Here is a 26,789-nt window from a genome sequence, read left to right as displayed (position 1 = left end):
GGGCATGCAGGCGTTCCTGGACATTTTCGATATCTACCTGCTGGAGGCCGTGATCAACGGCATCCTGCTCGGCGGCGTGCTGGCGCTGCTCGCGCTCGGGCTCAATTTGATCTTCGGCGTCATCGACGTGACCTGGATCTGCTATGCCGAACTGGTGATGATCGGCATGTATGCCATGTATTTCACGGTGCAGTATTACGGCGTCAGCTATTTCGTCGCGGCCCCGCTCACCATCCTGCTGGTCGCCATGCTTGGCGCGGCGCTGCATTACCTCGTGATCGCGCCGCTATTGACCGCACCGCCGATCAACCAGCTGCTCGCGACCGGCGGCGTGCTGTTCGTGCTGCAGAGCTTTGCCACGGTCGCCTTCGGCATCGACTTTCGCAATCTTGGCATCCGCCTGCCGGTGCTCGCCTTCGGCGACATGAACTTCAGCTACGCGCGGCTGCTGTCCTTCGTGGCCGCGCTGGTCGGCATGGTCGCCGTCTATCTGTTCATGACGCGCACCTTCACTGGCACCGCGATCCGCGCCATCTCGCAGGATCGGCAGATCATGGCGCTGATGGGCGTCGACACCAAGCGCATCTATCTCATCACCTCCGCGCTCGGCGGCGCGCTCGCCGGCCTCGCCGCCTGCCTGCTGGTGCTGCAATATGACGTGCATCCCTTCGTCGGCCTCTCATTCGGGCCGATCACCTTCCTGATCTGCGTGCTGGGGGGCCTCGGCAATTTCATCGGCGGCTTCATCGCGGCCTTCCTGTTCGCCGAGATCATCTCGCTCGGCGGCCTGTTCTCCGATCTCGAATGGGGCTATGTGCTCGCCTTCGCCTTCTTCATCGTCATGATGTTCATCCGGCCCGCGGGCCTGCTTGCGAGGCGCCGATGATGGGGCAGGGACGTCTTGCGGCATGGGCGATAGGGCTGGCGGCGCTGGTGGCGCTGCCCTTCGTCTATCGCGATCCCTATCATCTGCACATCCTGGTGCTGATCCTGATCTGGTCGTTCGCCTATACGTCGTGGTCGATGATGGGGCGGTTTGGCCTCGTCTCGCTCGGACATGGCGGCTTCATGGGCATTGGTGCTTACGTCACCGCGCTGTTGTGGAATCACCTCGGACTGTCGCCCTGGATCGGCATTCCCATCAGCATGGCGGCGGCCGGCGCGCTGGCGATGATCGTCGGCTATCCCTGCTTCCGCTTCCGCATCACCGGGCATTATTTCGTGCTGGTGACGTTGGCGCTCTCAGGCATCGTGCTCCAGGTCATCACCGCGACGCGCGACTATACCGGCGGCTCGCTCGGCTATACGCCGAACCGCGCGTCCGGCAACAAGCTGCTGGCGCTGCAATTCGACGACAAGACCACCTGGTACCTGATCGCGCTCGCGGTCTGGCTGTTCGGCATCGTGGTCTGGCACTGGGTCGACCGCAGCATGGCCCGCTATGCGCTGGAGGCGATCTCGGAAGACGAGGACGCCGCCGCTGCCGCCGGCGTCGACGTCACCGCCGAGAAGCTGAAGATCACGCTGCTCAGCGCGCTGATGACGGCGCTCGCCGGCGCGATCTACTGCCAGTACCAGATGTTCATCACCCCCGACACGGTCAGCGGCATCGCGGTGTCGCTGCAGATGGTGTTCGCGGCGATCGTCGGCGGCCTGTTCGTCTCGCTCGGGCCGACCGTTGGCGCCATCATCACCATCCTCCTGGCCGAGACCCTGCGCATCGGCTTCGGTACCAAGGCGGTCGGTTGGGACAATCTCGTCTACGGCGTGCTGCTCGTGCTCTTCATCATATTCCTTCCCAAGGGCATCCTTGGTAGCTTGCTCGACCGACTGAAGCCGCAACGCAAGGTATCCCGCGCTCATGAGCAAGAAGCCGTCCAAATCGCTCGCCCAGGAGCTTGACCGCTACATCACGCCATTCCGCTACGATGGCTCGGGCAAGTTTCACCTCAAGGCGCACAAGACCAACGAGAAGGGCGATCTCGACAAGGAGAAGGCGCAGGCGATTCTCGACGCCAACAAGAAGCGGCTGATCGAGTTTCAGGAGAAGCTCTACGCCCAGGACCGCTGGTCGCTGCTGATCGTGTTCCAGGCCATGGACGCGGGCGGCAAGGACTCTGCGATCAAGGCGATCTTCGAGGGCATCAATCCGCAGGGCTGCGAGGTCACGGCCTTCAAGGCGCCGAGCAGCAAGGAGCTCGACCACGACTTCCTCTGGCGCCACGTCGTCGCGCTGCCCGAGCGCGGTCATATCGGCATCTTCAACCGTTCCCATTACGAAGAGTGCCTGGTCACGCGCGTGCATCCGGATATCCTCGCCAAGGAGAAGCTGCCGCAAAAGCTGGTCACCAAGAACATCTGGAAGGAGCGGTTCGAGGACATCTCCGCCTTCGAGCGCTATCTCTGCCGCAACGGCACCGTGGTGCTGAAGTTCTTCCTCAACGTCTCCAAGGACGAGCAGCGCGTGCGCTTCCTCGACCGGCTGGAGGATCCGGCCAAGCAGTGGAAGTTCTCCATGGGCGACATCACGGAGCGCGCGCTGTGGCCGCGCTACCAGGCGGTCTACCAGGACATCGTCCGCCATACGTCCACGCCGCACGCGCCCTGGTACGTCGTGCCCGCCGATCACAAATGGTTCGCCCGCGTCGTGATCGGCTCGGTGATCAATGCCGCGCTCGAAAAGCTCGACTTGCGCTTTCCCCGTGCCGACAAGGCCTCGCTGGAGGAGTTCGAGCAGGTGCGCAAGGCGCTGGAGAAAGAGGGGACGGGAGGCAAGAAGAAAGCAAAGTGACAGCCAACGGGACCGCCGACCGCAAGACCGTCAACTTCGCGCTCCAGGGCGGCGGCGCGCACGGCGCCTTCGTCTGGGGCGTGCTCGACCAGGTGCTCGAAGACGGCAGGCTCGCGATCGAGGCGGTCAGCGCGACCAGTGCCGGCGCCATGAATGCGGTCGTGATGGCCTCCGGCATGGCGCACGGGGGTGCGGAGGCCGCGCGGGAGAGCCTGCACGCATTCTGGTACGAAGTGTCGCGCATGGACATGGCGTACGATTTGATGTCGCCGCTGAACCAGTGGATCCAGGCCCTGAGACTGCCGCCGGAATATCATCCGGTTCACGCCGTCATCCACACGCTGACGCACACGCTGCCGCCGGGCCTGCTCAATCCCTTTCATTTCAATCCGCTTCGCTCGCTGCTGCTGCGCGTGGTCGATTTCGACCGGCTCAATTCCTCGCCCGAGGCGCCGCAGCTGTTTCTCAACGCCACCAACGTCCGCACCGGCAAGATCAAGGTGTTCCAGAGCCCGCTTCTCACGGCCGAAACCGTGCTCGCCTCGGCCTGCCTGCCGCCCTATTTCCAGGCCGTCGAGATCGACGGCGAGCATTATTGGGACGGCGGCTATCTCGGCAATCCCGCGATCTATCCGTTGATCTACCGCAAGGGCAGTCATGACGTCATCATCGTGCAGGTCACCGCGATCCGGCGCGACGAGCTGCCGACCAGCGCAGCCGATGTCCTCCACCGCATCAACGAGATCAGCTTCAATTCGTCCCTGATGCGCGAGATGCGCGCGATCGCCTTCGCCACGCGGCTGATCGACGACGGCGAGCTCGACAGCGACAGGCATAGCCGCATGTACATGCACTGGATCGGCAACGACCAGCTGATGTCGCAGCTCGGCACGGCCACGCAGTTCCATCCCGAATGGAGCCTGTTGTGTCGCCTGCGCGACGAGGGCCGCGAGGCGGCGCGAGGCTGGCTGGCGCAGAACTTCGACCAGATCGGAAAATCCTCGACGGTCGACCTCGCAGGCATGTTTCTCTAGGCCGCTGCCGGGACATCGACAAAAAAGTGCGAAAACAACCCCATGCACAGTAGCCGGTGCCAGAGGAATCAATGGCTTGGCGGGTAGGTCGATGTTGTTCGGATTTAAAGAAGTCCGTTTGACCCGTCGGGCAAAACAGGGGTATGATGTCAACATCGCCGCGGACCGGGCAGGGTGGGCCGAGCGACGTGTCCGCCGTCGCTCATAGCCGCGATCACTGACCTCGTAGGGTGGGCAAAGCGAAGCGTGCCCACCGATCTTCGACCGGATAGAGGTGGTGGGCACGGCGCAAGGGCGCCTTTGCCCACCCTACGAGTTCTGTGCACGCGGCTGTCAATACCCGCGTCCTCAGCGCGAGCGAAGCTCGTCGCGTCTGAGCGAGCCGACTCTCAATATCCGCGTCCCCACCAGTAGCAGAAGCGCTCGATATTGGCGGGAAGGCTCGCCTCGTAATTCGCCCACTTCTCGTATTTCGGCAGCTTCACCTCCTTCATCGCGGTGTCGAAGCATTTGCCGGCGTCCGCCGCCTTCTTCACTTCAGTGGAGAGGTCCTCCATGTAGGCGATGTCGTCCTCGACGTCCTTCTTGGTGCCGAAGCGTCCGCCGGCATAGGGATGGCCGGGGATCATCCGCTCCCAGTCGAGCGAAGCCAGCTTCTTCAGCGAGGCGATGTACTCCAGCGGCGAGGCATTGTCGGGAATGTTGCGGAACTGGACGCTCTCGATCGGTGCGAAGTCGACCACGAAGACGATCTTCTCCTTCGGCAGCCGCATCACCAGCGAATTGTCGGAATGATTGCGGCCGACATAGTTCAGCTCCAGCGTGGTGCCGCCGAGCGTGATGTTCTTCTTGTCGTCCACCACCTGGTCCGGCATCACGACGTCGGCGAGCAGGGATTTCTGCTTCTTCAGCTCGAGCAGGCGCTCCTTGGTTCGCCGGTGCGCGATGAAGGTGGCGCCGAGATCCTTGAACGGCTGGCCGCCGGCGATGTGGTCGTAGTGATGGTGGCTGTAGATGACGTATTTGATCGGCTTGTCGGTGACCGCCTTGATCGCGTCGATATAGGGCTTTGCGGGTCGCAGATACGAGATCGGATCGGTCGCGATCACGCCCTGCGGCGTCACCACGAACATCGACTGATGGCCGCCATAGCGGAAGACGTAGACATTGTCGGTGCCGTCGACCTTCCTGGTCGAGGTCTGCGGCGGGGTCTGCGCGAAGGCCGATCCGGTCGCGAGGGCCACGAGAATGGGGATGCAAAATAATGCTTTCATCTCTGGGCTTTCTGGAAACGAAGAAGATGTGGGAGAGGGAATATCCCTTCGACACAAACGCTGCGTCGAGGGATTTATTCCGCTGTTTTACACGGCCAGTCTGTCGCGGAACAATGTGGAACGCAGTGCCAAATGTGATCTGAAAGCCATCGATCCTGCTTGACAGTTTTGTGTCTCGGGAGGAGCATCGCTGTGGTCGCAAACAAGCGACGCGTAACGTCCACCTCATGAGCAAGGGGAGGTCTATGACGCCACCTCCGCAAATCCAGCCGCGTTAAATGCGATGGAGCTCGTTCGGACTATCGCATAGCGGCGAAAACCGCGAACGGCACGCCGGGTCAAGGTTTAGCGGGCTGCATCAGTGAGGCATAGCCCCTACCTTCCCGGCGCTGTATTTTGCATCACATCGATCATCGGATGGCCGCGCTGAGGCCACCTCGACGAATGCATTTCCATACACTGCTCACTCTCCTCCTCCTCGCCGTCATTCCGGGCCGAATCCCGGAATGACGGGCGAAGTTTTGGCGTGAGCATCGTGTTCCATCGATGCATGCCGGCATTTCGCCGGGCGTAGGCGGAGATTCTGCCTCCTGCATTGCGGCAAATGCCAAGAGAATGTCGCCTCAATGGCCAACTTCCGACACAGGGTCGGGGCGAATTGCGGTCATCCGACATGACGCATGTGCTTCGGCGGTGACGCTCCCGTCGCCGCCGGCGCATTCATTTTATCCAGGGAATCCGCGTGTCGCACAAGCTTGTCCCGGCGCTTCTCGCAGCGCTCTTCCTTGCCATCTCGTCTTTCGCCCCGGCTCGCGCCGAGACGCCCGCGCCGGCCGCCAATCAGGCGACCGCGCTGTCGCCCGACGAGGCGAAGCGCGCACTCGACACACTGCAGGACGACAAGAAGCGCGCGCAGATGATCGACACGCTGCGCGCAATCGCCAATACGTCCGGTCCGCCGCAGCCTGCACCCGAACCGAAATCGCCGATCCCGCTTGCGGCCGACGGCCTGGGCGCGCAGCTCATGCTCACGGTGTCCGAGCAGATCGGCGAGATCTCGAGCGAGATCGCCAGCATGGCGCGGACGATCACGCATTTCCCGGCCTTCTACTACTGGATCATGCGAACCGCGAACGATCCGGCGGCCTACAATCTCCTGATCGAGATCGCCTGGAAGCTCGCGCTGGTGCTCGGCTGTGCGCTCGCGGCAGAATGGGTGATCTTCCGCCTGATCCGCCGCCCGGTCGCATTCCTGGAAGGACGCGTGCCGGAGACCGCCCGCCTGCCGGTGCAGGCGCTGCCGATCGCCGATCCGCCATCGTCAGTGGCTGACGTCACGCCGGCCCCTGAATTGCAGAAGCGCCGCCACAGTCTGGCGCGGATCTGGCAGGTCATGCTGCGGCTGCCCTTCGTGCTTGGACGCTTCGCGCTCGAGCTGCTGCCCGTGCTCGTCTTGGTCGGCGTCGCCACCGCGCTGCTGGGGACGGAGATCGGAGAACCGACCACCGTCCGCCTCGTGATCCTCGCGGTCGTCAACGCCTATGCGTTCTCGCGCGGGCTGATCTGCCTGGTCCGGGCGCTGGCGGGGCCGTTCGGCCTGTTTCCGGTGCGGGCCGAGACGGCGGCCTATATCGAGATTTGGGCGCGCCGCATCGTCGGCGTCGGCGTCACCGGTATCGCCTTCGCCAATGTGGCGCTGCTGCTCGGCCTGCATCGCGCCGGCTATGCCGCGCTGCTGCGTATGGTGATGCTGGTCGTGCACCTCTTCATCGTCGTCATCATCCTGCAATGCCGCCGTCAGGTCGCCGAAGCCATTCGCGCGCCGGCCGATAGGCAGGGCATCGCGGCCGGCATGCGCAACCGCATCGCCGGTGGCTGGCATTACCTCGCCATTGCGCTTGACCTGGCGCTGTGGGCGGTGTGGGCGCTCAACATCCGCAACGGCTATTCGCTGCTGCTGCAATATTTCGTCGGCACCGTCGTGGTGGCGCTGATCACGCGCGTTGCCATCATGCTGACGCTGGGCCTGATCGACCGCGGCTTCCGCATCAAGCCGGAGATCCTGCAGCGCTTTCCGGGGCTGGAGGTCAGGGCCAACCGCTATCTGCCGATGCTGCGCAAGATCGTCTCCGGCGTGATCGCCTTCATCGGCTTCGTGGCCGTGCTCGAGGTCTGGGGCGTGGACGCTATCGTCTGGTTCTATGGCGGCCAGATCGGCGGCCGGCTGATCTCGGCGGTGGTGACGATCGGCATTGCCGTGTCTATCGCTGCGGCCATCTGGGAAATCAGCAATGCGCTGCTGGACCGCCAGATCAATGCGCTGTCCCGGGACGGGCACTACGCCCGCGCGGCGCGCCTGCGCACCTTCCAGCCGATGCTGCGAACCGCGCTGCTCTGCCTGATTGCCACCGTCGTCGGCCTCACGGCGCTGAGCGAGATCGGCGTCAATGTCGCCCCGCTGCTGGCGGGCGCCGGCATCGTCGGCATCGCGATCGGCTTCGGTTCGCAGAAGCTGGTGCAGGATCTCATCACCGGCCTGTTCCTGCTGCTGGAGAATACGGTGCAGGTCGGCGACAATGTCAGTGTCTCCGGGCTCTCGGGCGTCGTCGAGAACGTCTCGATCCGGACCATCCGCCTGCGCGCTGGCGACGGCGCCGTGCACATCGTGCCGTTCAGCGCGGTCACCACCATCACCAATGCCAGCCGCGGCGCCGGCAACGCCTCCGTCAGCGTCAACGTCGCCTACAGGGAAGACACCGATCGCGCCGGCCAGATCCTCAAGGACATCGTCGACGAGATGCGACGCGAAACGGACTTCCGCGCGCTGATCCGCGGCGATCTCGAGCTCTGGGGCGTCGACAAGGTCGATGGCGCGATGGTCTCGATCGTCGGCCAGATCCGCTGCACCGAGGCCGGCCGCTGGCCGGTGCAGCGCGAATTCAACCGCCGCATGAAGCAGCGCTTCCAGCAGCATGGCATCGAGGTTGCCTCCGCGACCCAGACCATTCTGATGCATGTCGCGCCGCCGGCGGAGGGGACCACCAATCTGACGCCGCGGCGGGCGGCCGGATAGCGGCTCCGCAAAATTCCAGCTTGCCTGCGCTCGCCCGGCAGCGTTCACTCCAGCCTCAGCCCGCTGACAACAAGCGGGCGGCAAAAAGGGGGAGACGATGATGCGGGGGCTGTGGGCCGGATGTCGTGGTCATGTGTTCGTCATTTGCGCGCTGATCGGAGGCGCGGTGTGGGTTGCTCCCGGCAACGCGCAGCCGTTTCCGTCGCGTCCCATCACCCTCGTCGTGCCGTTTGCCGCGGGCGGCCCGACCGACACGCTGGCGCGGATCCTGTCCGAGCGGATCGCGGCCGAGCTGCACACGACGGTCGTGGTCGAGAACGTGGCGGGTGCGTCCGGCAGCATCGCCGGCGCCCGCGTCGCACGCGCGGCGCCTGACGGCACCACCATCACCATCGGCCATTGGGGCACGCATGTGCTGAACGGCGCGATCTTCAAGCTGCCTTATGACGTGATTGCCGATTTCGAGCCGGTGGCGACCATCGCGATGGGCACGCAGCTCATCGTCGGCCGGAAGTCGCTCGAGGCCAACACCCTGAAGGAGATGATCGCGTGGCTGAAGGCCCACCCCGGCAAGGCGACTGCCGGGACGGCCGGCGCGGGCACCGGCGCCCATGTCGCTGGCGTGTTCTTCAAGGAGAAGACCGGGACCGATTTCCAGTTCGTGCCCTATCGCGGTGCGGGCCCGGCGATGATCGATCTGGTCGCCGGCCAGATCGACATCATGTTCGACCAGGCCTCGAACTCGCTGCCGCAATACAAGAACGGCGCCATCAAGGCGTTCGCCGTGACCTCGCCGACACGGCTCGCCTCCGCGCCCGATATTCCGACGGTCGACGAGGCGGGCCTGCCCGGGCTCTATATTTCCTACTGGCACGGCATCTGGGCGCCGAAGAACACGCCGAAGGACATCGTCTCCAAACTCAACGCCGCCATCGTCGCCGTGCTTGCGGATGCTTCCGTCAAGCAGCGTTTTGCCGAACTCGGGCAGGAGATACCGCCTGTAGCCCAGCAAACGCCCGCAGCGCTCGCCGCCTTCCAGAAGGCCGAAACCGAGAAATGGTGGCCGATCGTGAAGGCCGCCGACATCAAGCCTGAGTAGTTTCGGGGCACCACAAGCACTGCTCCTCATCCTGAGGAGCCCGCGCGAGCGGGCGTCTCGAAGGATGGCCGCGGGCGAGATCGGGGCCTGCATGGTTCGAGACGGCGCTGGCGCGCCTCCTCACCATGAGGAGTGCGAGATTGCCGCGTTAACCTTTTCGCGTGCGCAATTGCCGGTTTACGCGCCATTCTCGCTGCGGTGCGAGATCACAATCGATACTGCAATGGCAACGTCCTTGATCTCAGGGGAACGCTGGCCGACAATGGTTGCCCTTCAATAAGAAACTCCCTGGGGGAATTCGTGAATAGACCTGCTCGGGTCAGCGCCCATTCGACATCATCCGACGCCGCGCACGGCATGACGCTGCTGCGCGATCCCTTGCTCAACAAGGGTACCGCCTTCACGGAAGAGGAGCGCGCGGCGCTCGGCCTGCGCGGCTTGCTGCCGCCTTGTGTGCTGACGATGGAGACCCAGGCGGAGCGCGTGCTCACCAATCTGCGTACGCTGCCGACCGACCTTGAAAAATACGTCGCGCTGAACGCGCTGCACGACCGCAACGAGGCGCTGTTCTTCCGTGTCGTCGTCGACAATATCGACGAGATCCAGCCGATCATCTACACGCCGACCGTCGGGCTCGCCTGCCAGAAATACGGGCTGATCTTCCAGCGACCGCGCGGCATGTTCATCTCCTCGCGCGATCGCGGCCAGATCGCCGAGATCCTGAAGAACTGGCCTTATCCCGCCAAGCTGATCGTCGTCACCGACGGCGAGCGCATTTTGGGACTTGGCGATCTCGGCGCCAACGGCATGGGCATTCCGGTCGGAAAACTCTCGCTCTATTCGGCCTGCGCCGGCGTGCATCCCGTGCATTGCCTGCCTGTTGTGCTCGACGTCGGCACCAACAACGAAGAGCTCCTGAACGATCCCTATTATCTGGGCTTACGCGAGCGCCGGCTGACGGGCGAAGCTTATGACAGCTTGGTCGACGAGTTCATGCAGGCGGCGCGGAAGACCTTCCCGGGCGTGCTGATCCAGTTCGAGGATTTCGCCAATCATTCGGCGTTCAAGCTGCTGCACAAATACCGCGACGAGGCCTGCGTCTTCAACGACGACATCCAGGGCACCGCGGCGGTGGCGCTCGCCGGTCTGTTCTCGGCCCTGCGCGTCTCCGGCGGCAAGCTGAAGGATCAGAAGATCTTGTTCCTCGGCGCGGGCGAGGCGGCGACCGGCATCGCCGATCTCGTCGTCTCCGCCATGATGGCGGAGGGCGCCACGGAGGCCGAAGCGCTCCGGCGCAACTGGCTGGTGGATTCCCGCGGCCTCGTCGTCGGCGGCCGTGAGGGGCTCTCCGGCCACAAGCTGCGCTATGCCCATACCGGCCAGGCCCCGATTGCCGATTTCCTCACCGCGATCAAAACGCTGAAGCCGACGGCGATCATCGGGGTCGCCGCGGTCGGCGGCGCCTTCACGCCCGAGGTGCTGAAGACGATGGCCGAGCTCAACCAGCAGCCGATCGTGTTCGCGCTGTCCAATCCGACCTCGAAGGCGGAATGCTCGGCGGAGGATGCCTATCGCTACACCGACGGCCGCGCGCTGTTCGCCTGCGGCAGCCCGTACGATCCGGTCACGCTCAGCGGCCGCACCTTCGTGCCGCGCCAGGGCAACAACTCCTACATCTTCCCCGGCGTTGGCCTCGGCGTCATCGCCAGCGGCTCCAAGCTGGTGACGGACGAGATGTTCATGGCGGCCGCGCATACGCTCGCCAATAGCGTCGGGAAGGAAGATCTCGCGCAAGGCAGCCTCTATCCGGCGCTGCCCCGCATCCGTGAGGTCTCGGCCAGCATCGCCGCCGCGGTGGCCGATGTCGCCTATCAGCGCGGGCTGGCGGACGGACCTGCGCCGAATGACGTGAAGGCCCTGGTCCAGTCGCAGATGTACGAGCCGAAGTACTAAGCGCCACAATTCGGTCCGAACTTGTTGAGGCAGCCCCTCACCCCAACTCTCTCCCCGTAAGAACGGGGCGAGGGGGCGAGAGAGTGGCGCGTCCCTAACCTCTCCCCGCTCTTCTGCGGGGAGAGGTCGGATCGGTCCGGCGATGCGAAGCATCGTCGGGCGATCCGGGTGAGGGGCGGGGCACCCCGCCAATCGCGTCGGAGGTCACATCCGACTCCTGAGACGTTTCTAGATCGGCGTTAGGTCAGCCCCACGCCACCATTTCAGGTGGAATGGCCGTTGCCCGGCGCGGCGGTATATGCGACAGTCTGTAGCGTTACAAGAATACTCAATCCGCAAGGTCAGATGCCATGGACGATCGTTTGCCTGAACTGGGCGACCTCGAGCGTGAGGTCATGCAATTGGTTTGGGCCCATGGTCCCGTCACGGCCGAAATCGTGCGTGAGCGGTTGTCGCGGCGCCTGAAGGAATCCACGGTGCGCACGGTGCTGCGCCGGCTGGAAGAAAAGGGCTATGTCAATCACACGGTGGACGGCCGCACCTACGTGTACCACGCTGCCGAGCCACGCGCGCGGGTTGCGGCGAAGGCGGTGCAGCGCATCGTCGACTGGTTCTGCAACGGCTCGATCGAGGAGGTCCTCGTCGGCATGGTGGACAACAAGATGCTCGACCAGCAGCAATTGCGCTCGCTGGCCGACCAGGTGGCCAAGGCGAAGAAAGCGAGGGGAGTGAAGAAAGAATGATCGCAACTCTGGCGGAGGCGGCGCTGCGCTCCTTTGTGCTGGGAGGCGTCGTCTGGTTCGGTCTCACCCTGTTTCGCGTGCGCAATCCGCACGTCCACATGACGGCCTGGGTCGTCGTGCTCGTGGCTTCGCTCGCGATGCCGTTCGTGATGCATTGGCCGACGCTCACCATCGACCGGTTGCCCGCGTCCGTGCCGGTGCCGGGCGAATTGTGGCCGGCCGATATCGCGATGCTGGAGACGCCGCAGCCGGCGCTGCCGATTGCGCCGGGCGTCGTCGCTGCGCCGCCGGCGCGAAGCGGCGTCTCGATCGACTGGTGGCTGGTGGCGACGATCGTTTATGCCGGCGTCGCCGGCCTGTTGCTGCTGCGGCTCGCCATCGGCCTCGGCCTGACCTGGCGCCTGGCGCGCGCGGCGAAGCCGGTGAAGGGTGCGCAGCTGATCGATGCCGACATCCGCGTCAGCCGCGACGTCGGCGGTCCCGTCACCTTCGGCTCGACCATTCTGGTGCCGCCGCAATTTGCGGGATGGGATGCGAAGAAGCGCCTCGCGGTGCTTGCGCATGAAAGCGCGCATGTCGCCAACCGCGATTTCTACATCCTCCTGCTTGCCTCGCTCAATCGCGCGGTGTTCTGGTTCAGCCCGTTCTCCTGGTGGCAGCTCGCGCGCCTCGCCGAGCTCGCCGAGATCATCAGCGACGCGCAGGCGATCGAGGTGATCGACGACCGGCTGTCCTATGCGGAGATCCTGCTCGATTTTGCCAGCAGCGTGAAACCGCGCCCCGTCGAGCTCGCGATGGCGCGGGCATCGACCGTGCGCGCCCGCGTCGAGCGCATCATCGCGGCCGCCGCGCGGCCGGTCGCGGTCGGCTGGCGCAAGCGGCTGTGGATCGCGGCCGCGATCGTGCCGGCGCTGATCGTGTCGACCGGCATGATCGCCTATCGCACGCCCGACCCTGCGCCCGCTGTTGCGGATAGCGGCGAGGTGCCGGCCGAGCATTACCGCCCCTTCGTCAATTTCTACGCCATGGGGCCGGCCTCGGTGTTCGCCATCTTCCGCGAGGACGACGAGCTCTATGGACAGCTGACCGGGCAGCGCAAATTGCGCCTGACGGTCGGCAGTGACGGCACCGCATCCTACGCGGCCTCGTCCGGCGAGATCACGTTTCCGCTCGATGCGGAGCGCCGCTCGGCCGAGCTGGTGCTGCGCATGAACGGCCGCGACATCCGCGCGGTCCGCATCGCCGAGGTGCCGGCGGCGGCAACCGGACCCGCGCCACTCGATCAATATGTCGGCTGGTACAAGGTTGCGCCGAACCGCGTGCTCACCGTGCGCCGCGACGGCGATCGGCTTCAGGTGCAGGAGACCGTGCAGGGCCGGGCGGCACTTCTCACTGAGGGCGCCGACGTCTTCTCGATCCATGGCGACAATCTCCTGGTCTTCCTGCGCGACGAGCAGGCCAGGGTCTCGCGCGTGCTGGTCCAGAATGCGGTGTTCGGCGCCCGTCTGGCGCCGCGGATCGATGCGGCCGCTGCGCAGGCGATCGAGGTCGACTTCGCGCGCCGTGTCGCGGAGGTGCCGGATCGTTTCCGCGAGCAGGTCCCCGTCGCCGGCGGCAAGGAGATGATCCTGCGCGGGATCGAGGACCTGCGCCGGGGCACGCCGAACTACGATCGCATGAGCGCGCCGCTGGCTGCGAAGATTCATCGTCAGCTCAACGAGACGCAGGCGACGTTCGTGGCGCTCGGCGCGCTCGAGTCGATCTTCTTCCGCGGCGTCGGGCCCGGCGGCTACGACATCTATGGCGCCAAGTTCGAGAACGGCACGGCGGAATTCCGCCTGCTGCTCGAGCCCGACGGCAAAGCCGGCGACGTGATCTTCCGGGCCGACGGCAATGACGAGCTCGGTGGTATCCTGCCTTGCTCGGAAGAAGCAAATGTGCGCGGCCGCGCCGGCACCTCGCCGATCCGGATCATGGTCTACAACGAGCTGGGCGACGACATCCGCGTCTTCAATCTCGATGCCGACGGCAATCGCAGGAGCCAGAGCGTGGTCAGATCCAACATGAGCTGGGCTGCCACGACCACCGTGAACAATGCCTGGGTGATCGCCGACAAGTCGGGACGGTGTCTCGAGGTCCTGATGCCGGGCCGGCAAACGCGCTTCCACAATGTCGAAGCGTCAAGCCTCGGCGCAAAGCCGGGGCGTGCCGCGCGCCGCGCCGTTCCGATCGCCAATGGCGAGGAGATGCTGCGCCGTTACATCGAGGGCGTCGGGAAGGGACAGCCCGATTACGAGCACATGACGCCCGAGGTCGCCGACATCACGCGCCAGCAGCTTCCGTTCGACCAGGCCATCCTGGCGCGGCTCGGCGCACTGCGCGCGGTGTCGTTCCGCGGCGTCACCGCGCTCGACAGCGACATCTACATCGCCCAGTTCGCCAACGGCTCGGCGGAATGGCGGATCGGTGTCAGGAACGGCACGATCACCAAGATCGCGCTTGGGCCGAATTTTTAGGGAGCGTTGCGGGGGCCCGTCCGTCGCATCGGATGGGCGTCTCCCGATTTCTTGATGCCAACGGCTCAATCTCCGCTTGCTGGCGCATGCCACGAATGCTACGGTTTGTAGCATTACGGTTCGTAGCCTCGTACGGCGCGATGTCGGCAGGCTCGAGAGAATTGGGCGTTCGCCATGAGCAATTCTGCAAAGGCCGAGGCCGAGGCCGTGCTGGCGCTGCATCGCTTCGGCATGGGGCCGCGGCCGGGATCGATCGCCGCAATGGGTACGGACCCGCGCGGCGCGCTGATCGCCGAGCTCGACCGGCCGCTTACGCTGACCGCCGCGGCTGTGCTTCCCACCAGCGCCAAGGCCTTCCGCACCGTTGCCGATGCCAATGCGCGGCGGACGGCGCGGGTCAAGCAGGCGCAGCAGCAGGCCAAGAAGCAGCAGATGGCGGCCGCGCAGGCGATGTCGGAAGACCAGGCGCAAGCGCAAGGCCAAGGTCAAGCCCAGGACAAGGACGCCGCCGAGATGGCGGCCAAGCAGGCCGCCGAAGCCGTTCCCGATCCCGGACGTCCGATGTATCTGCAGGAAGCCAAGCTGCGCACGGAAGCTGCGCTTGCCGCCGAGATCGGCTTTGCCGAGCGGCTGGTGTGGTTCTGGTCCAACCATTTCTGCGTTTCGGCCAACAAGATCCAGAGCATGTCCGGGGCCTATGAGCGCGAGGCGGTTCGCGCCAATGCGCTCGGCCGCTTCGTCGATCTCCTGCTGGCCGTCGAAGGCCATCCGGCGATGCTGTTCTATCTCGACAATCTGGAATCGATGGGCGCGAACTCGATCGCGGGCATCAATCGCAGCCGCGGCCTCAACGAGAACATCGCGCGCGAGATCATGGAGCTGCATACGCTCGGTGTGCGCACCGGCTACACCCAGGACGACGTGATCAGCTTCGCCAACGTCATGACCGGCTGGACGCTGGTGCCGCCGGGCGCCGATCCCCAGCACGGCGGCGAGTTCACCTTCAATCCGCGGCTGCACGAGCCCGGCGGGCAGACCGTGCTCGGCAAGCGCTACGAGCAGGAGGACGCCGAGCAGGGCCGCGCCGTGCTGCGCGACCTCGCCGCGCATCCGGCTACCTCGGCCCATGTCGCGACCAAGCTGGCGCGGCACTTCGTGGCCGACGAGCCGCCGCCGGCGCTGATCGAGCAGATGGCGAAGACCTTTCGCGACACCGAGGGCGACCTCAAGCAGGTCGCGATCGCGATGGTGTCGTCGGACGAGGCGTGGCGTGGGCCGCCCTCAAAGCTCAAGCGTCCCGGCGAATGGGTCGCCGGCATGGTGCGCGCGACCGGCATCACGACTGTCGATCCCGTCCGTTACACCGGCGGCCAGGAGCTGCTCGGCGAGGCGCTGTGGCGTCCGTCCGCGCCGAAGGGCTATCCGGACGATGAGGCGAGCTGGATCGACGGGGTCGGGCGGCGGCTCGACATCGCCAACAACTTTGCCGAACGCATCACCGGCATGGCCGATCCGCAAGTCATCATCGAGGACGTGTTCGCGTCCGAGATCGCACAAGAGGTGAAGCAGGCGGTCGGCCGCGCCGAGAGCCGGCAGCAGGCGCTCGCGCTCCTGTTCATGTCGGCGGATTTTCAGAGGAGGTGAGCATGGGCTTCGATCGTCATCTGCCCACGCGGCGCGAGCTTCTGGCCGGCTCCGGCGCGCTGTTCGCATGGAGCCAGATGCCGCGGATCGCGCGCGCCGAAGGGCGCGATCCGCGCCTGCTCGTCGTCATCCTGCGCGGCGCGCTCGACGGCCTCGGCGCAGTCGCGCCGGTCGGCGATCCCGACTGGATCTCCTTGCGCGGCGATCGCGCGCTGCTGCTCGACGGCAAGCCGCCGGCGCTGCCGCTCGATGCCTTCTTCGCGCTCAATCCCGCGATGCCGAACCTGCATCGGCTCTACAAGAGCGGCAAGGCCGCGATCGTCCATGCCACGGCCACGCCCTATCGCGAGCGCTCGCATTTCGACGGCCAGGACGTGCTGGAGAGCGGGTTCACCAGGCCCGGCGCGACCGCTTCGGGATGGCTCAACCGCGCGCTGCTCGCGATGGAGTCCGGTGGCCGCGTCGATCCGCGCGGCAGCCGCGCGCTCGGCATCGGCTCGGTGACGCCGCTGGTGGTGCGCGGCTCGGCGCCGGTCATGACATGGGTGCCGCAGAAACTCCTGCCGGCGAGCCAGGATACGCAGAACCGCCTGCTCGATCTCTACCAGCACACCGATCCGAAGCTTGCGACCGTGCTCCAGGCGCGCATGAAGCTCGCCTCGCTCGACGGCGCGATGGGCACGGGCGATCCGATGTCGGACGATCCGACGCTGGCACCGCCCGGCATCGCGCGCGTGCGCGCCTATTTCGCCGAAGCGGCCGGTACCGCCGCGCGCTATCTCGCCAAGCCGGACGGCCCGCGCGTCGGCGCGATGGGTTTTGTCGGCTGGGACACGCACATCGCCGAAGGCGCTGCTTCGGGCCAGCTCTACAATCTGCTCGGCGCGCTCGACGGCGCGTTCGCAGCGATCGAAAGCAACATGGGCGAGGTGTGGCACGAGACCGTGGTCGCCGTCGTCACCGAGTTCGGCCGCACCGCGCGCATCAACGGCACCCAAGGCACCGATCACGGTACCGGCACGGTCGCCTTCCTCATCGGCGGCGGGCTGGCCGGCGGCCGCGTGATCGCGGACTGGCCGGGCCTCAAGTCTGCACAACTGCTCGAGGACCGCGATCTCAAGCCGACCACTGACTTACGCGCCGTGCTGAAGGGCCTACTGAGGGATCATCTGCGCGTCGAGGAGCAGATCCTCGCCGAGACGGTCTTCCCAGGCAGCGTCGACATCAAACCGATGGGAGGCCTCGTCGGCTGACGGCGCGGCTCTCGCAACCGGATCGGGTTCATGTGCACACTGACGCAATTGGAGCTCGACTTTCTCGCCAGCCTCAAAACCGGCTGGCGTCGGCTCTATCGGCGCGAGCTGATGCGGCTGTTGCGTCGGGACGCCGGTACCGATGAGGCCCGACCGGATGCGCGCCCGATCATCTTGCGCACTGTATCGGGCTGATAGTTCCGCCGATCTGTCCCGATTCAGGACATTAACTGTGATGGAATCATCACAGCCGCCGCGAAACGATGGCGGCCTCAGGTCCGCTTTTGTTCCGACAAGGTTCTGCCCTCATTGCCCACCGAAACTTGGGGTTGTTCGGAGGGCGCATCATGTCTCGCATTGCACGTGCCGAAACTGCCCGAATGTCGCTGGCAACCTCGAGCCGGCTGCTGCTCGCCATCATCGGTGCCGCATCGCTCGCTGCCTGCGCGCAGTCGCCGGTCGGCCGCCAGAAGGCCGATCTGGCCGGCACGAGCCGGCAGGCCGCGGTCGAGCGGCCGCACAGGGTGGCGGCGCTGCACCCGCGGCCGATCAGCCGGGCGCGTGTCCAGGACGCAAAGCGAACGGCCTCGCATGGCCTCGCCAGCTTCTACTCGGACACCGAGACCGCGAGCGGCGAGAAGTTCGACAAGAACGAACTGACCGCGGCGCATCGCACCTTGCCGTTCGGCACCAAGCTGCGCGTCACCGACGTGTCCTCCGGCCGCTTCGTCACCGTCAGGGTCAACGATCGCGGCCCCTTCGTTCGCGGGCGCGTGGTCGACATCTCGCCGTCCGCGGCCGAGGCGCTCGGCATGGTCGACAAGGGCCTCGCCAATGTCCGGCTCGACGTCGTGCGATAAAGCGCGTTTCGTCGAGGTGAAGCTCAGCGCTTAACGAGCTGTTAGGCGGTTCTCACGCACCATGGCTGCCCAAACAAATTGGGGCTTTTGGGGAGGCGGACGCTTGACCACGATCCAGTATCTCGAAGATCAGGCCGCGCGCGCCGAGCGGCTCGCCAAGAGGATCACGGATACGCTGACGATCGAAAAGCTCCTGACCTTCGCCGGCGAACGCCGCCGCGAGATCGAGGTCATCGCCGGCAAGTATCGGCGCGTATAACTCCCGCAACCCATGCCGCGAGCGCATTCGTGCTTCCTGCGAAGCGCGGAACTTCCGCTCGCCTCCTGCGTCAATTGGGCGTGAGAGAGGAGGAGGACATCATGGGTTTTGGACGAGGTGCTTTGCTTTGGTTGCTTGGCGTGCCGCTGCCGATCATTCTGCTGCTGGCATTGTTCTGGCACCATTGATGTTGCCACACGAAAAGCGCCGCGGACGCGGCGCTTTTTTGTTGAGCGCGATTTGCAACGTCTGAGATGCGATGCGCCCTCAGCTATGGCTCTCGACGAAGTCGCTGAGATAATCGGGCAGCTCTATGCCATAGATGTCGCAGCGTGCCTTTATCGCACCGGCGACGTCGGTCGAGATGTCCTTCATCCAGTGTTCGAGCGTGTTGAACGAGATCACCTTGACGGGATCGTTGAAGCAGCCGGCGACGAACTCGCCGATCGTGGCTTCGAGATCGCTGCGCTCGATGCGGATTTCAGTCGCTATGTCGAGACGGTCGACGACGACGAAGAGGGTTTGGTCCGCGCCATAGGGCACGACGGGAGATGCAACGCCAGCTTCAAGCATGTGAGGCGCTCACGGTTTGACTTCCGATCTCCAATAACGGGAAAAACCGGAAGAAGGTTCCTACGCACGTGCTTGTGAAAGGCCGTCAGAGAAATTCCCGCCAGCGTGATAGCTCGATGACGTGTTCGGGTGAGAGAACGGCGGTAACCAGCGGTGGCTGCGGCGCGGTGCGGATCTCATAGAGATGTCGAGTCGCCGCCGGCTTCTGCATGAAGGCCGAGATACATTCGTCGAGCGTGCCTTCGCTCACCTGGTAGGGCTCGCGGTCCGGGCGGCGCTGGTTGGCTAGCGACGGCCATTTATGCAGCGCCGCAAGCGCGCCGAAATCGACTTTTGACTCCGCAACAACGTCCCCCATCGTCCCGCCTCACGCAAGAAGAACCCCAGCGCGCGGACTTGCGCGCCGGGGCCTACACCTATCGCTGCATCTCAATGCCACGGCCAGACAACGCGGCAGCCGGGAATTGGTTCCCGGCTGCTCCGTCGCAAGGCCTCTGTCGCAGGGATTGGCGCTCAATCGCCGGGAGTTTTTGGAAGCTGCAATATCCAATTGACGAACGCCTTCACCCGGGCGTCATTCGCCATGGCCGGGGCCCAGTGGACAATTTGGGTCTTGCTTGATGGCAAATCCCACGACGGCGGAAGCACGCGCAGCAGCCTGCCATCCCTGATCGCATCCCGAACCAGCAGCGAGCGCGCGAGCACGATCCCGTTACCCGCCAGGGCGGCGGCTATGGCGGTGGCTATTGTCGCAAACCGTATCTCCGCAGGCGGGGGACGGCCGAGGCCCAATCGTTCGAACCAGGTCGTCCATGACCACTCGGCTCCGCTGTCTTCGCCGGCTCGGCCCTTGTGCAGGAGCGGCAATGATCTCAGTCGCGTCACGTCGGTCAGTGGCCTCCGACCCGGCAGCAGGCGCGGGTGGCAGACAGGGTACACTTGTTCGCGGAATAGCAGGCGCTGTGTAGACGTTGGCCTCAGGCCGGCCGCCGGCTGCCACAGCACCTTCACATCGAGATCGGCCGACCTCACGTGTCCATCGCCTTGGATAATGACCAATTCGACCGGTATGCCGGGACAGGCTTCCGCAAACTCGGGCAAGCGACGCACGAGCCAGTAATCGGCGAGCGCTGCGCCGACGCCCACTCTCAAGGCCGGAGGCGGCGCGGCGGCGCGGCACAGCGCACGAAAATCGGCCATCCTGTCGAGCAGGCCCGCCAACTCGTTCGACAGGGCTATGCCGGCGGGTGTGGCGCTCAAGCCGCTCGGCTGCCGAACGAGCAGGGGCATGCCGACAAAATCCTCGAGCTTGCGGAGGCGATGGCTGACCGCGCTCTGCGTGAGCCCGAGCTCCGCCGAGGCACGAGTGACACTCGCATGTCGCAGCGCAGCCTCGAAAGCAATCAGGCCGTCGAATGGAGGAAATGAGCGCATTGCATCATTATGAATTATTTTCATGGTGATGTGAACACGTCGCATTGGCGCGGAGCACCCGCGCGCGCGCATATCGGGCAGACGCCTTCACGATGGGACAACGATGGCCGAATCCGACCTCCATAAGCAGCAGCGCCGCTGGCGCGACCTGTTGCCTGCCTCGGCGCTCGGCATGGCGGCTTTCTTGACGCAATTCGACGTAACGGGGGTTGTCGTTGCGATGCCGGCCATGGCGGCTGAACTCGGTTTTGGCGCTGCCGCCTATGCATGGATCATGGACGCCTATAGCCTGGCTTTCACCGGCGGATTGCTCGCTGCAGGCGCGCTGGCCGACAAGTATGGACGACGACGAGCCCTGCTTGGCGGCAACATCTTGTTCCTGGCCGGCTCGATCGCTTGCGGTGTTGCAGCGGGAGGTCCGGAGCTATGGGCGGCCCGCGCAGTCCAGGGCCTTGGTGCAGCGTTCGTCATTACCGGAGGCATCGCGCTGCTCGCGAGCACCTATGCCAGGCCTGACGAGCGCGCCCGTGCATTTGCGATCATGGGCGTGATCTCGGGTATCGCCATGGCGCTGGGGCCGACGCTCGGCGGGCTGGTGTCGAGCTGGATCGGGTGGCGCTGGATCTTCCTGGCCAACATCCCGCTTTGCTTGCTCGTCATTCTCGCCGTTCCAAGGTTGGTCGCAGAGTCGCGCGATCCCGCCGGCCGTCCGTTGGATTGGAGCGGCGTCGTTCTTCTCACGCTCGCTCTTGGTATTGCGATCGAGAGCCTGCTGATGGGGCGTGCAGCACCGGCCTGGATTGCGGTTGGTCTCGGGGGAAGTGTGTGCCTGTTCGTCATCTTCGGGATCCAGCAGCGGCGCCGGCCAGCGCCGATTTTCGACCCGGCTGTATTTGGTCGGCCGGTCATGGCCGGCATTTCGTTGGTGCTGGTTGCCTTATCCATCGGATACTGGGCTGTCCTCGTCTACCTGCCGCCGTTCCTGCGTGCGGCGTTCGGCTGGACGGGTCCGTCGGTTGGCGTCGCATTGCTGTCCGCGACATTGCCGATGCTCGTGCTGCCGCCCTATGGCGCCCGCCTGGCGAAGCGCTGGGGCTGGCGCGGGCTGTTCGCAACAGCGATGCTGGTGCTGCTGGCAGGCGATCTCGTTCTGGTGCTGGCGGCGAGCGGTTGGCTCCCGAACATGGGCGTCATTCTCGCCGCGGCAGCCATCGGCATGCTGCTGATCGGCCTTGGCGCAGTACTCGCGCATCCGCAACTGTCGGGCGCCATCGTCGCGTTGGTGCCTCCGGCGCAGACGGGCATGGCCTCGGCGGTCACCGTGGTCATGCGCCAGGGCGGATTTGCACTGGGTATCGCGGCGCTTGGCGCAACGCTGCCGGACGAAGGAACGGCTGCCGGCTACATGTGGCCTTGGCTCCTTGCGGCATTTGGATCGGCGGGCGGCCTCATCGCGGCTTCGCTGTTGTTGCCGGAGCACCAGCCCTAAAGCGCGATGATCGCGCTTTAGGTTGTTGTTGGAGCATGATCTTTTCGGAAAACCGCTGCGCACTTTTCCGGATCATGCTTTAGCCCGCCGATCCGTTGCAGCTCAGCTCGCAGCCGCCGCGATCTTGTGCCCCGGGCTCGTGTGACCGTGGCTGCGCTCGTCGGTGCTGCTGACCTCCGGCGGAAGTCCGGCGAACCGCCGCAAGGCTTCGGCCATCTGCCCGCGGCCCGGCGCGCCCGTGATCACCACGTCGACCATCGTGAAGGACGAGTGGAAATGGCCGCGCGCCTTGAGTTGCTCGACTGGGACGCCGGCAGCCTGCATCGCCTCGGCATAGGCGATGCCCTCGTCGCGCAGCGGATCGAACTCGCAGGTGACGACGAAGGCCGGTGGCAAGCCTTCGACCTTGCCGCGCAGCGGCGAGACGCGCGGATCGGTGCGGTCCGCCGGCGAGCAATAGAGGTCCCAGAACCAGTTCATCAGCGAGCGCGTCAGGAAATAGGCGGTCGCATTGTCGTTGTAGGAGGGGCGATCGAAGCTGCAGTCGGTGACCGGGCAGATCAGCAACTGGCCCGCAATCTCGGGCCCGCCGCGGTCGCGCGCGAGCTGGCAGGTGACGGCGGCGATGTTGCCACCGGCGCTCCAGCCGGCGACCAGCACCGGCCCCGGCCTGCCGCCGAGCTCGGCGGCGTGCTCGGCGATCCAGCGCGTGGCCGCATAGCCGTCTTCCGCCGCAGCCGGGAAGCGATGCTCCGGCGCGTGACGATAGCCGACGCTGACGAACATCATGCCCGTCCTGCGCGCCATGTCGCGGCAGAACGGCTCGTCCGACTGCTCGTCGCCGAGCACCCAGCCGCCGCCGTGGAAATAGACCACGACCGGATGCGGTCCTGCTGTTGCGGGCTTGTAGACACGATAGGGCAGCGGACCATCGGCACCGGGCAGGGTGCCGTCGACGATCTCGCCGATCGGCCGTCCGGCGGGACGGCTCTTGTTGAACTCGTTGACGAAGGCGCGCGCCCCTCCCGCGCCCATCGACTCGATCGGCGGCAGGTTGAGCGTTGCCAGCAGGTTCAGTACCAGCCGTACGTCCGGCTGCAGGCGCACCACCTCGCCGTCATTGCATTGCGCGGTGCCATCGGGGCCGGTGAGCCTGAAGCCGAGCATGCCGCGGCTGACCACCTCGTCGCAGATGCTGCGATAGGGGCCGACGCCGCCTGTATATGGCATCAGGCCCTGCACCTTGCCGGGCACGTTGGCGCCCGTGTACCAGGTGTTGGCGAGCCGGTGCAGCGTCAGCATCGAGCAGTCGGCCATGTGCCGGCCCCAGGCGGCCTGCGCCGTCTCTGTCGGCTCCATCGTCGAGAAGCCGGCGTCGCGCAATGCGGCCAGCCTGTCGACGACCCAGTCGACATGCTGCTCGATCGACACCGCCATGTTCGACAGCACCGACGGGCTGCCGGGCCCGGTGATCATGAAGAAGTTCGGGAAGCCTTCCACCGTGAGCCCGAGATAGGTCTGCGGCCCCTGCGCCCAGACGTCGGTGAGCGACTTGCCGCCGCGCCCGCTGATCGGATGCACGGCGCGGATCGCGCCGGTCATGGCGTCGAAGCCGGTCGCGAACACGATGACGTCGACGTCGAAACTGCGGCCGTTCGTGAAGATGCCGCTCGCGGTGATCGCCTTGATCGGCTCCTGCCGCAGATTGACCAGCGTGACGTTCGGCCGGTTGTAGGTGGCGTAGTAATTGGTGTCGAGACAGGGACGCTTGGCGCCGAAGGGATGATCGTGCGGCGTGAGCGCCGCGGCGGTCTCGGGATCCTTGACGGCGGCGCGGATCTTCTCGCGGATCAGGTCCTGGACGATCTTGTTGCCGTCGACATCGACGGCCTGGTCGGCCCAGAGCTGCGTCAGGATGTGGACGAGGTCGCCGGCGGCCCAGGCCCGTTCGAACCGCTCACGACGCTCGGCATCGCTCAACTGCCAGCTCACGACCGTCTGCTGCGGATAGGGCACGCCGGCCATCGATTGGCGCGCCTGCTCGCGATAGGCCGCGCGGTCGCCTTGCAGCAGGCCCATGCGGTCTGCCGGCGCCGGACCGTTGTGCGCCGGCAGCGCAAAATTCGGCGTGCGCTGGAACACGGTGAGATGCGCGGCCTGCTCGGCGATCAGCGGGATCGACTGGATCGCCGACGAGCCCGTGCCGATCACGGCGACGCGTTTGCCCGCGAGATTGACGCCGTCATGCGGCCAGCGCCCGGTAAAATAGACCTCGCCCTTGAAATCCTTGACGCCGTCGATCTCCGGCGGCTTGGGCGCGGAGAGACAGCCGGTGGCCATGATGTAATGGCGGCAGGAGACGGGCGCGCCGTTGTCGGTGGTGAGCTGCCAGCGTTCGGCCGCCTCGTCCCATCTGGCTTCGGTGACTTTTGTCTTGAAGCGGATGTCGCGGCGCAGATCGTAGCGGTCGGCGACGAAGCCGAGATAGCGCAGGATCTCGGGCTGGGTCGCGTATTTCTCCGACCAGGTCCAGGCCGCCTCGAGGTCGGGATCGAAGGTGTAGCTGTAGTCGATGGTCTGGATATCGCAGCGCGCGCCGGGATACCGGTTCCAGTACCAGGTTCCCCCGACATCGCCGGCTTCTTCGAGGGCGACGGCCGAGAGGCCTGCCTTGCGCAGGCGATGGAGAAGATAAAGACCGGCAAACCCGGCGCCGACCACGGCGACGTCGACCTGCTCTGCTGTTCCACTTGCCGCTTTGGACTCACGCGCAGCAACCATAGCTTCAGGCATGGCATTTCCTCCCGTGCGTTTTGTTTTGCCGGCAGGCTAGTCCTGCAGGCTCGGCTTGTCATCAGACCAAGTGCAATCCTCGGTAGTCGTTTGCGGCTTCACCGTGGCGGCGCGAACGTTGCTCCACTGCACGCATCGCGATGCACAATGGCCGTGATTGTCCGGGCTAATCATGCCTGATCCCTCTGTGTATGCTTGCGGTTACAAGCCACGCGTGCCGGCCGGGCGTCATGACAGAGTTGAGTGAGCGGACCAAAGCCAACATGGACGTCGTCCTGGAAGAGACGTGCCGTCAATTGCCGCATGGCGGCGATCATGACAGCCGCAGGTTCATCGCCGAGCGCCTGATCGAGGCGGCGCAGTCGGGACACTCCACCCTCGGTGAACTCGGCATCATCGCGCGGCGGGCACTGGCGGAGATCATTGCGAAGGGCGGTTAGCTGCGATCCGTGAGGCTTGCCTCGGCGGTGTGCGCGGACATAACTTTGCAGGAAATCTCCCGCGCATCGAGATCCCAAGATGCGGTCCCTGCTTGCGCTCGTTACGGCTTCCGGATTCCTTTGCCTCGCTGACCCGGCCGCAGCCCAGCCGGTCGGGCAGTTTCCGTTCGCGCTGACGCGCGAGGGCCAGATGCTCGGCGGCGTCGAAGGCGAGGTGGCCTTCTTCAAGGGACTGGCTTATGCGGCCCCGCCGGTCGGTCCGCTGCGCTGGCGTCCGCCGGCGGCGACCGTGGAAAGTTCGGAGATGCGCACGGCCTATGAGTACGGTGCACCGTGCCTTCAACCGTCGCTCTCCGGGGCGCGCGAGGATTGCCTCACGCTCAACGTGTTTCGTCCGTTCGGCGTCGACGGCCCGCTGCCGGTGATGGTGTTCATCCATGACGGCGCCTTTGTCGGCGGCACCGCCAACGATCCGCTGTTCGATGGCGCGAGGCTCGCGCAGGCCGGCCTCATCGTGGTCACCGTGAACTATCGTCTCGGCGTGTTCGGCTGGCTCACCCATTCCGCGCTGTCGGAAGGCGGCTCCGGAAATTACGGACTGATGGACCAGATCGCGGCGCTGCGCTGGGTGCACGACAACATCGCGGCGTTCGGTGGCGATGCCGGCAACGTCACGCTGTTCGGAAGTGGCGCGGGTGCGACATCGATCGCGTTGTTGATGCTGTGCGGCGAGGCGCGTGACCTGTTTCAGAAAGCCATCCTGCAATCGCTGCCCGGCCGCGTGCGCTTGCGCTCCCGGCAGGAGGCAGAGGCCTGGGGCCTGCAGTTGGTCGCGACGCTCGGGCAGGATGGCACCGACCCGCGCGGAAGCGCGCCGGCGCGGCTGCTTGCGGCCGAAAGCAAGCTGCTCGCAAAATCTCCGCACGGCTTCGCGCCCGCGATCGATGGAAGCCTCGTGACGGAGGACATTGCCGCAGGCTTTGCGGCGGGACATGAAGGGCGGATTCCCCTGATCATCGGCTCCAACGATGACGAGACGGGTTTCGACAGTGAGCCGGAGGTCGCGGAGGCGCTTACATCGTCAGGCGCGACACCCGAGCAGCTGCGCAAGCTCTATCCCGACCTCGACAAGCCGTCGGACCTTGCAGCCCAAGTCTACACCGACAAGGTCTTCTCCGAGCCGGTGAGGCTGCTGGCGCGCCTGCATGCCGCGACCGGCGCGCCGACCTATCGCTATCGCTTCGCCTATGTGCCGGAGGCGCGGCGAACCAATCCCGAGGGCGGTCACGGACGCGAGCTGCAATTCATCTTCGGCGCGGAAGGCGTGCCCGGTGCGGGTATCCTGTCGCGGCGCGATCGCGAGGTCGTAAGCCGCGTGCGCGCCTACTGGATCAATTTCGCAAAGAGCGGCGATCCCAACGGCCCGGACCTGCCGCATTGGGACGCGGCCGCAGACCGCGACCGCCTGCTGCTGATCGCGAACGATCGCACCGCGAGCGGAGACGACCCCTTCGCGGAGCGCCTCGACCGGTTCGCCGATGAGAGTAAGAAATGAGTTGGA

Annotated in this window: 22 protein-coding genes; 17 read left to right on the top strand and 5 right to left on the bottom strand. The window is 65.4% G+C overall.

All coding sequences use genetic code 11. The features are described 5' to 3' along the window. The first annotated feature begins 4 nt into the window (after positions 1-4). The 4 genes from JQ603_RS11300 to JQ603_RS11285 are packed head-to-tail and all read left to right on the top strand — an operon-like array spanning position 5 to position 3,825. Entirely contained in the window at positions 5-886 is an 882-nt protein-coding gene (locus JQ603_RS11300; protein ID WP_212339499.1) for a branched-chain amino acid ABC transporter permease, read from the top strand. Further along, positions 883-1,902: a branched-chain amino acid ABC transporter permease gene (locus tag JQ603_RS11295; RefSeq protein ID WP_212339498.1), complete on the top strand. Its 1,020-nt coding sequence runs from the start codon at positions 883-885 to the stop codon at positions 1,900-1,902. The genes JQ603_RS11300 and JQ603_RS11295 overlap by 4 nt, the downstream gene beginning before the upstream one ends. Next, positions 1,862-2,791, top strand: a complete 930-nt coding sequence (locus JQ603_RS11290; protein ID WP_212339496.1) for a polyphosphate kinase 2 family protein — start codon at positions 1,862-1,864, stop codon at positions 2,789-2,791. The genes JQ603_RS11295 and JQ603_RS11290 overlap by 41 nt, the downstream gene beginning before the upstream one ends. Then, positions 2,788-3,825: a patatin-like phospholipase family protein gene (locus tag JQ603_RS11285; protein WP_212339494.1), complete on the top strand. Its 1,038-nt coding sequence runs from the start codon at positions 2,788-2,790 to the stop codon at positions 3,823-3,825. The genes JQ603_RS11290 and JQ603_RS11285 overlap by 4 nt, the downstream gene beginning before the upstream one ends. 389 nt (positions 3,826-4,214) lie before the next feature. On the opposite strand, the gene JQ603_RS11280 is transcribed toward JQ603_RS11285, so the two are convergent. Then, positions 4,215-5,099, bottom strand: a complete 885-nt coding sequence (locus JQ603_RS11280; protein ID WP_212339492.1) for an MBL fold metallo-hydrolase — start codon at positions 5,097-5,099, stop codon at positions 4,215-4,217. A 742-nt stretch (positions 5,100-5,841) separates the two neighbouring features. On the opposite strand from JQ603_RS11280, the gene JQ603_RS11275 reads away from it, so the two are divergent. The 10 genes from JQ603_RS11275 (at position 5,842) to JQ603_RS11230 (ending at position 18,499) form a co-directional block, all read left to right on the top strand. Next, positions 5,842-8,172: a mechanosensitive ion channel domain-containing protein gene (locus JQ603_RS11275; RefSeq protein ID WP_212339490.1), complete on the top strand. Its 2,331-nt coding sequence runs from the start codon at positions 5,842-5,844 to the stop codon at positions 8,170-8,172. Between the two features lie 100 nt (positions 8,173-8,272). Next, positions 8,273-9,271, top strand: a complete 999-nt coding sequence (locus tag JQ603_RS11270; RefSeq protein ID WP_212339982.1) for a Bug family tripartite tricarboxylate transporter substrate binding protein — start codon at positions 8,273-8,275, stop codon at positions 9,269-9,271. A gap of 300 nt (positions 9,272-9,571) precedes the next feature. After that, on the top strand, positions 9,572-11,224 hold the full coding sequence (locus JQ603_RS11265; protein WP_212339481.1) for an NAD-dependent malic enzyme: 1,653 nt from the start codon (positions 9,572-9,574) through the stop codon (positions 11,222-11,224). Between the two features lie 350 nt (positions 11,225-11,574). Next, positions 11,575-11,967 carry a BlaI/MecI/CopY family transcriptional regulator gene (locus tag JQ603_RS11260; protein WP_212339479.1) on the top strand — a complete coding sequence of 131 codons (393 nt, stop codon included), beginning with the start codon at positions 11,575-11,577 and terminating at the stop codon, positions 11,965-11,967. Further along, the gene (locus JQ603_RS11255) at positions 11,964-14,483 is read left to right on the top strand and encodes a M56 family metallopeptidase (protein ID WP_212339477.1); all 2,520 of its coding nucleotides are present in this window, start codon (positions 11,964-11,966) and stop codon (positions 14,481-14,483) included. The genes JQ603_RS11260 and JQ603_RS11255 overlap by 4 nt, the downstream gene beginning before the upstream one ends. A 174-nt stretch (positions 14,484-14,657) precedes the next feature. Further along, complete coding sequence (locus tag JQ603_RS11250; protein ID WP_212339475.1) at positions 14,658-16,127, top strand: DUF1800 domain-containing protein; 1,470 nt, start codon at positions 14,658-14,660, stop codon at positions 16,125-16,127. A gap of 2 nt (positions 16,128-16,129) precedes the next feature. Next, complete coding sequence (locus tag JQ603_RS11245; RefSeq protein ID WP_212339473.1) at positions 16,130-17,380, top strand: DUF1501 domain-containing protein; 1,251 nt, start codon at positions 16,130-16,132, stop codon at positions 17,378-17,380. A 30-nt stretch (positions 17,381-17,410) separates the two neighbouring features. Beyond that, positions 17,411-17,575, top strand: a complete 165-nt coding sequence (locus JQ603_RS11240; RefSeq protein ID WP_212339472.1) for a hypothetical protein — start codon at positions 17,411-17,413, stop codon at positions 17,573-17,575. A gap of 152 nt (positions 17,576-17,727) precedes the next feature. Further along, complete coding sequence (locus JQ603_RS11235; RefSeq protein ID WP_212339471.1) at positions 17,728-18,240, top strand: septal ring lytic transglycosylase RlpA family protein; 513 nt, start codon at positions 17,728-17,730, stop codon at positions 18,238-18,240. Between the two features lie 103 nt (positions 18,241-18,343). Next, positions 18,344-18,499, top strand: a complete 156-nt coding sequence (locus JQ603_RS11230; protein ID WP_212339470.1) for a hypothetical protein — start codon at positions 18,344-18,346, stop codon at positions 18,497-18,499. Between the two features lie 267 nt (positions 18,500-18,766). Here the strand turns inward: JQ603_RS11230 and JQ603_RS11225 are convergent, their stop codons facing one another. From JQ603_RS11225 to JQ603_RS11215, 3 genes are all read right to left on the bottom strand, one after another. Next, a complete protein-coding gene (locus JQ603_RS11225; protein WP_018640807.1) occupies positions 18,767-19,072 on the bottom strand; it encodes a hypothetical protein in 306 nt (101 codons plus the stop codon). 85 nt (positions 19,073-19,157) lie between these two features. After that, complete coding sequence (locus JQ603_RS11220; protein WP_018640806.1) at positions 19,158-19,430, bottom strand: hypothetical protein; 273 nt, start codon at positions 19,428-19,430, stop codon at positions 19,158-19,160. Between the two features lie 155 nt (positions 19,431-19,585). Next, a complete protein-coding gene (locus JQ603_RS11215) occupies positions 19,586-20,551 on the bottom strand; it encodes a LysR substrate-binding domain-containing protein (RefSeq protein ID WP_245003549.1) in 966 nt (321 codons plus the stop codon). 58 nt (positions 20,552-20,609) lie between these two features. Here JQ603_RS11215 and JQ603_RS11210 point away from each other — a divergent pair, with 58 nt between their 5' ends. Next, complete coding sequence (locus tag JQ603_RS11210) at positions 20,610-21,995, top strand: MFS transporter (RefSeq protein WP_212339469.1); 1,386 nt, start codon at positions 20,610-20,612, stop codon at positions 21,993-21,995. A gap of 102 nt (positions 21,996-22,097) precedes the next feature. Here the strand turns inward: JQ603_RS11210 and JQ603_RS11205 are convergent, their stop codons facing one another. After that, positions 22,098-24,788, bottom strand: a complete 2,691-nt coding sequence (locus tag JQ603_RS11205) for a flavin-containing monooxygenase (RefSeq protein WP_212339467.1) — start codon at positions 24,786-24,788, stop codon at positions 22,098-22,100. A 191-nt stretch (positions 24,789-24,979) separates the two neighbouring features. Here JQ603_RS11205 and JQ603_RS11200 point away from each other — a divergent pair, with 191 nt between their 5' ends. Together JQ603_RS11200 and JQ603_RS11195 are read left to right on the top strand one after the other, a co-directional pair. Further along, the gene (locus tag JQ603_RS11200; RefSeq protein ID WP_212339463.1) at positions 24,980-25,228 is read left to right on the top strand and encodes a hypothetical protein; all 249 of its coding nucleotides are present in this window, start codon (positions 24,980-24,982) and stop codon (positions 25,226-25,228) included. Positions 25,229-25,307: 79 nt separating this feature from the next. Beyond that, on the top strand, positions 25,308-26,783 hold the full coding sequence (locus tag JQ603_RS11195) for a carboxylesterase/lipase family protein (RefSeq protein WP_212339461.1): 1,476 nt from the start codon (positions 25,308-25,310) through the stop codon (positions 26,781-26,783). Positions 26,784-26,789 lie beyond the last annotated feature (6 nt).

The organism is Bradyrhizobium liaoningense (genome assembly GCF_018130825.1).
In the GTDB taxonomy this organism is placed as follows: domain Bacteria; phylum Pseudomonadota; class Alphaproteobacteria; order Rhizobiales; family Xanthobacteraceae; genus Bradyrhizobium; species Bradyrhizobium liaoningense_B.
This window is presented reverse-complemented; position numbering and strand designations above follow the sequence as displayed.

What these genes read in the sequence shown, in the direction of transcription:
- JQ603_RS11300 (WP_212339499.1), top strand. Translation starts at nt 5, where the DNA reads ATGCAGGCGTTCCTGGACATTTTCGATATCTACCTGCTGGAGGCCGTG.
- JQ603_RS11295 (WP_212339498.1), top strand. Translation starts at nt 883, where the DNA reads ATGATGGGGCAGGGACGTCTTGCGGCATGGGCGATAGGGCTGGCGGCG.
- JQ603_RS11290 (WP_212339496.1), top strand. Translation starts at nt 1,862, where the DNA reads ATGAGCAAGAAGCCGTCCAAATCGCTCGCCCAGGAGCTTGACCGCTAC.
- JQ603_RS11280 (WP_212339492.1), bottom strand. Translation starts at nt 5,099, where the DNA reads ATGAAAGCATTATTTTGCATCCCCATTCTCGTGGCCCTCGCGACCGGA.
- JQ603_RS11270 (WP_212339982.1), top strand. Translation starts at nt 8,273, where the DNA reads ATGCGGGGGCTGTGGGCCGGATGTCGTGGTCATGTGTTCGTCATTTGC.
- JQ603_RS11260 (WP_212339479.1), top strand. Translation starts at nt 11,575, where the DNA reads ATGGACGATCGTTTGCCTGAACTGGGCGACCTCGAGCGTGAGGTCATG.
- JQ603_RS11255 (WP_212339477.1), top strand. Translation starts at nt 11,964, where the DNA reads ATGATCGCAACTCTGGCGGAGGCGGCGCTGCGCTCCTTTGTGCTGGGA.
- JQ603_RS11250 (WP_212339475.1), top strand. Translation starts at nt 14,658, where the DNA reads ATGAGCAATTCTGCAAAGGCCGAGGCCGAGGCCGTGCTGGCGCTGCAT.
- JQ603_RS11245 (WP_212339473.1), top strand. Translation starts at nt 16,130, where the DNA reads ATGGGCTTCGATCGTCATCTGCCCACGCGGCGCGAGCTTCTGGCCGGC.
- JQ603_RS11240 (WP_212339472.1), top strand. Translation starts at nt 17,411, where the DNA reads ATGTGCACACTGACGCAATTGGAGCTCGACTTTCTCGCCAGCCTCAAA.
- JQ603_RS11235 (WP_212339471.1), top strand. Translation starts at nt 17,728, where the DNA reads ATGTCTCGCATTGCACGTGCCGAAACTGCCCGAATGTCGCTGGCAACC.
- JQ603_RS11225 (WP_018640807.1), bottom strand. Translation starts at nt 19,072, where the DNA reads ATGCTTGAAGCTGGCGTTGCATCTCCCGTCGTGCCCTATGGCGCGGAC.
- JQ603_RS11220 (WP_018640806.1), bottom strand. Translation starts at nt 19,430, where the DNA reads ATGGGGGACGTTGTTGCGGAGTCAAAAGTCGATTTCGGCGCGCTTGCG.
- JQ603_RS11215 (WP_245003549.1), bottom strand. Translation starts at nt 20,551, where the DNA reads ATGCGACGTGTTCACATCACCATGAAAATAATTCATAATGATGCAATG.
- JQ603_RS11210 (WP_212339469.1), top strand. Translation starts at nt 20,610, where the DNA reads ATGGCCGAATCCGACCTCCATAAGCAGCAGCGCCGCTGGCGCGACCTG.
- JQ603_RS11205 (WP_212339467.1), bottom strand. Translation starts at nt 24,788, where the DNA reads ATGCCTGAAGCTATGGTTGCTGCGCGTGAGTCCAAAGCGGCAAGTGGA.
- JQ603_RS11200 (WP_212339463.1), top strand. Translation starts at nt 24,980, where the DNA reads ATGCTTGCGGTTACAAGCCACGCGTGCCGGCCGGGCGTCATGACAGAG.
- JQ603_RS11195 (WP_212339461.1), top strand. Translation starts at nt 25,308, where the DNA reads ATGCGGTCCCTGCTTGCGCTCGTTACGGCTTCCGGATTCCTTTGCCTC.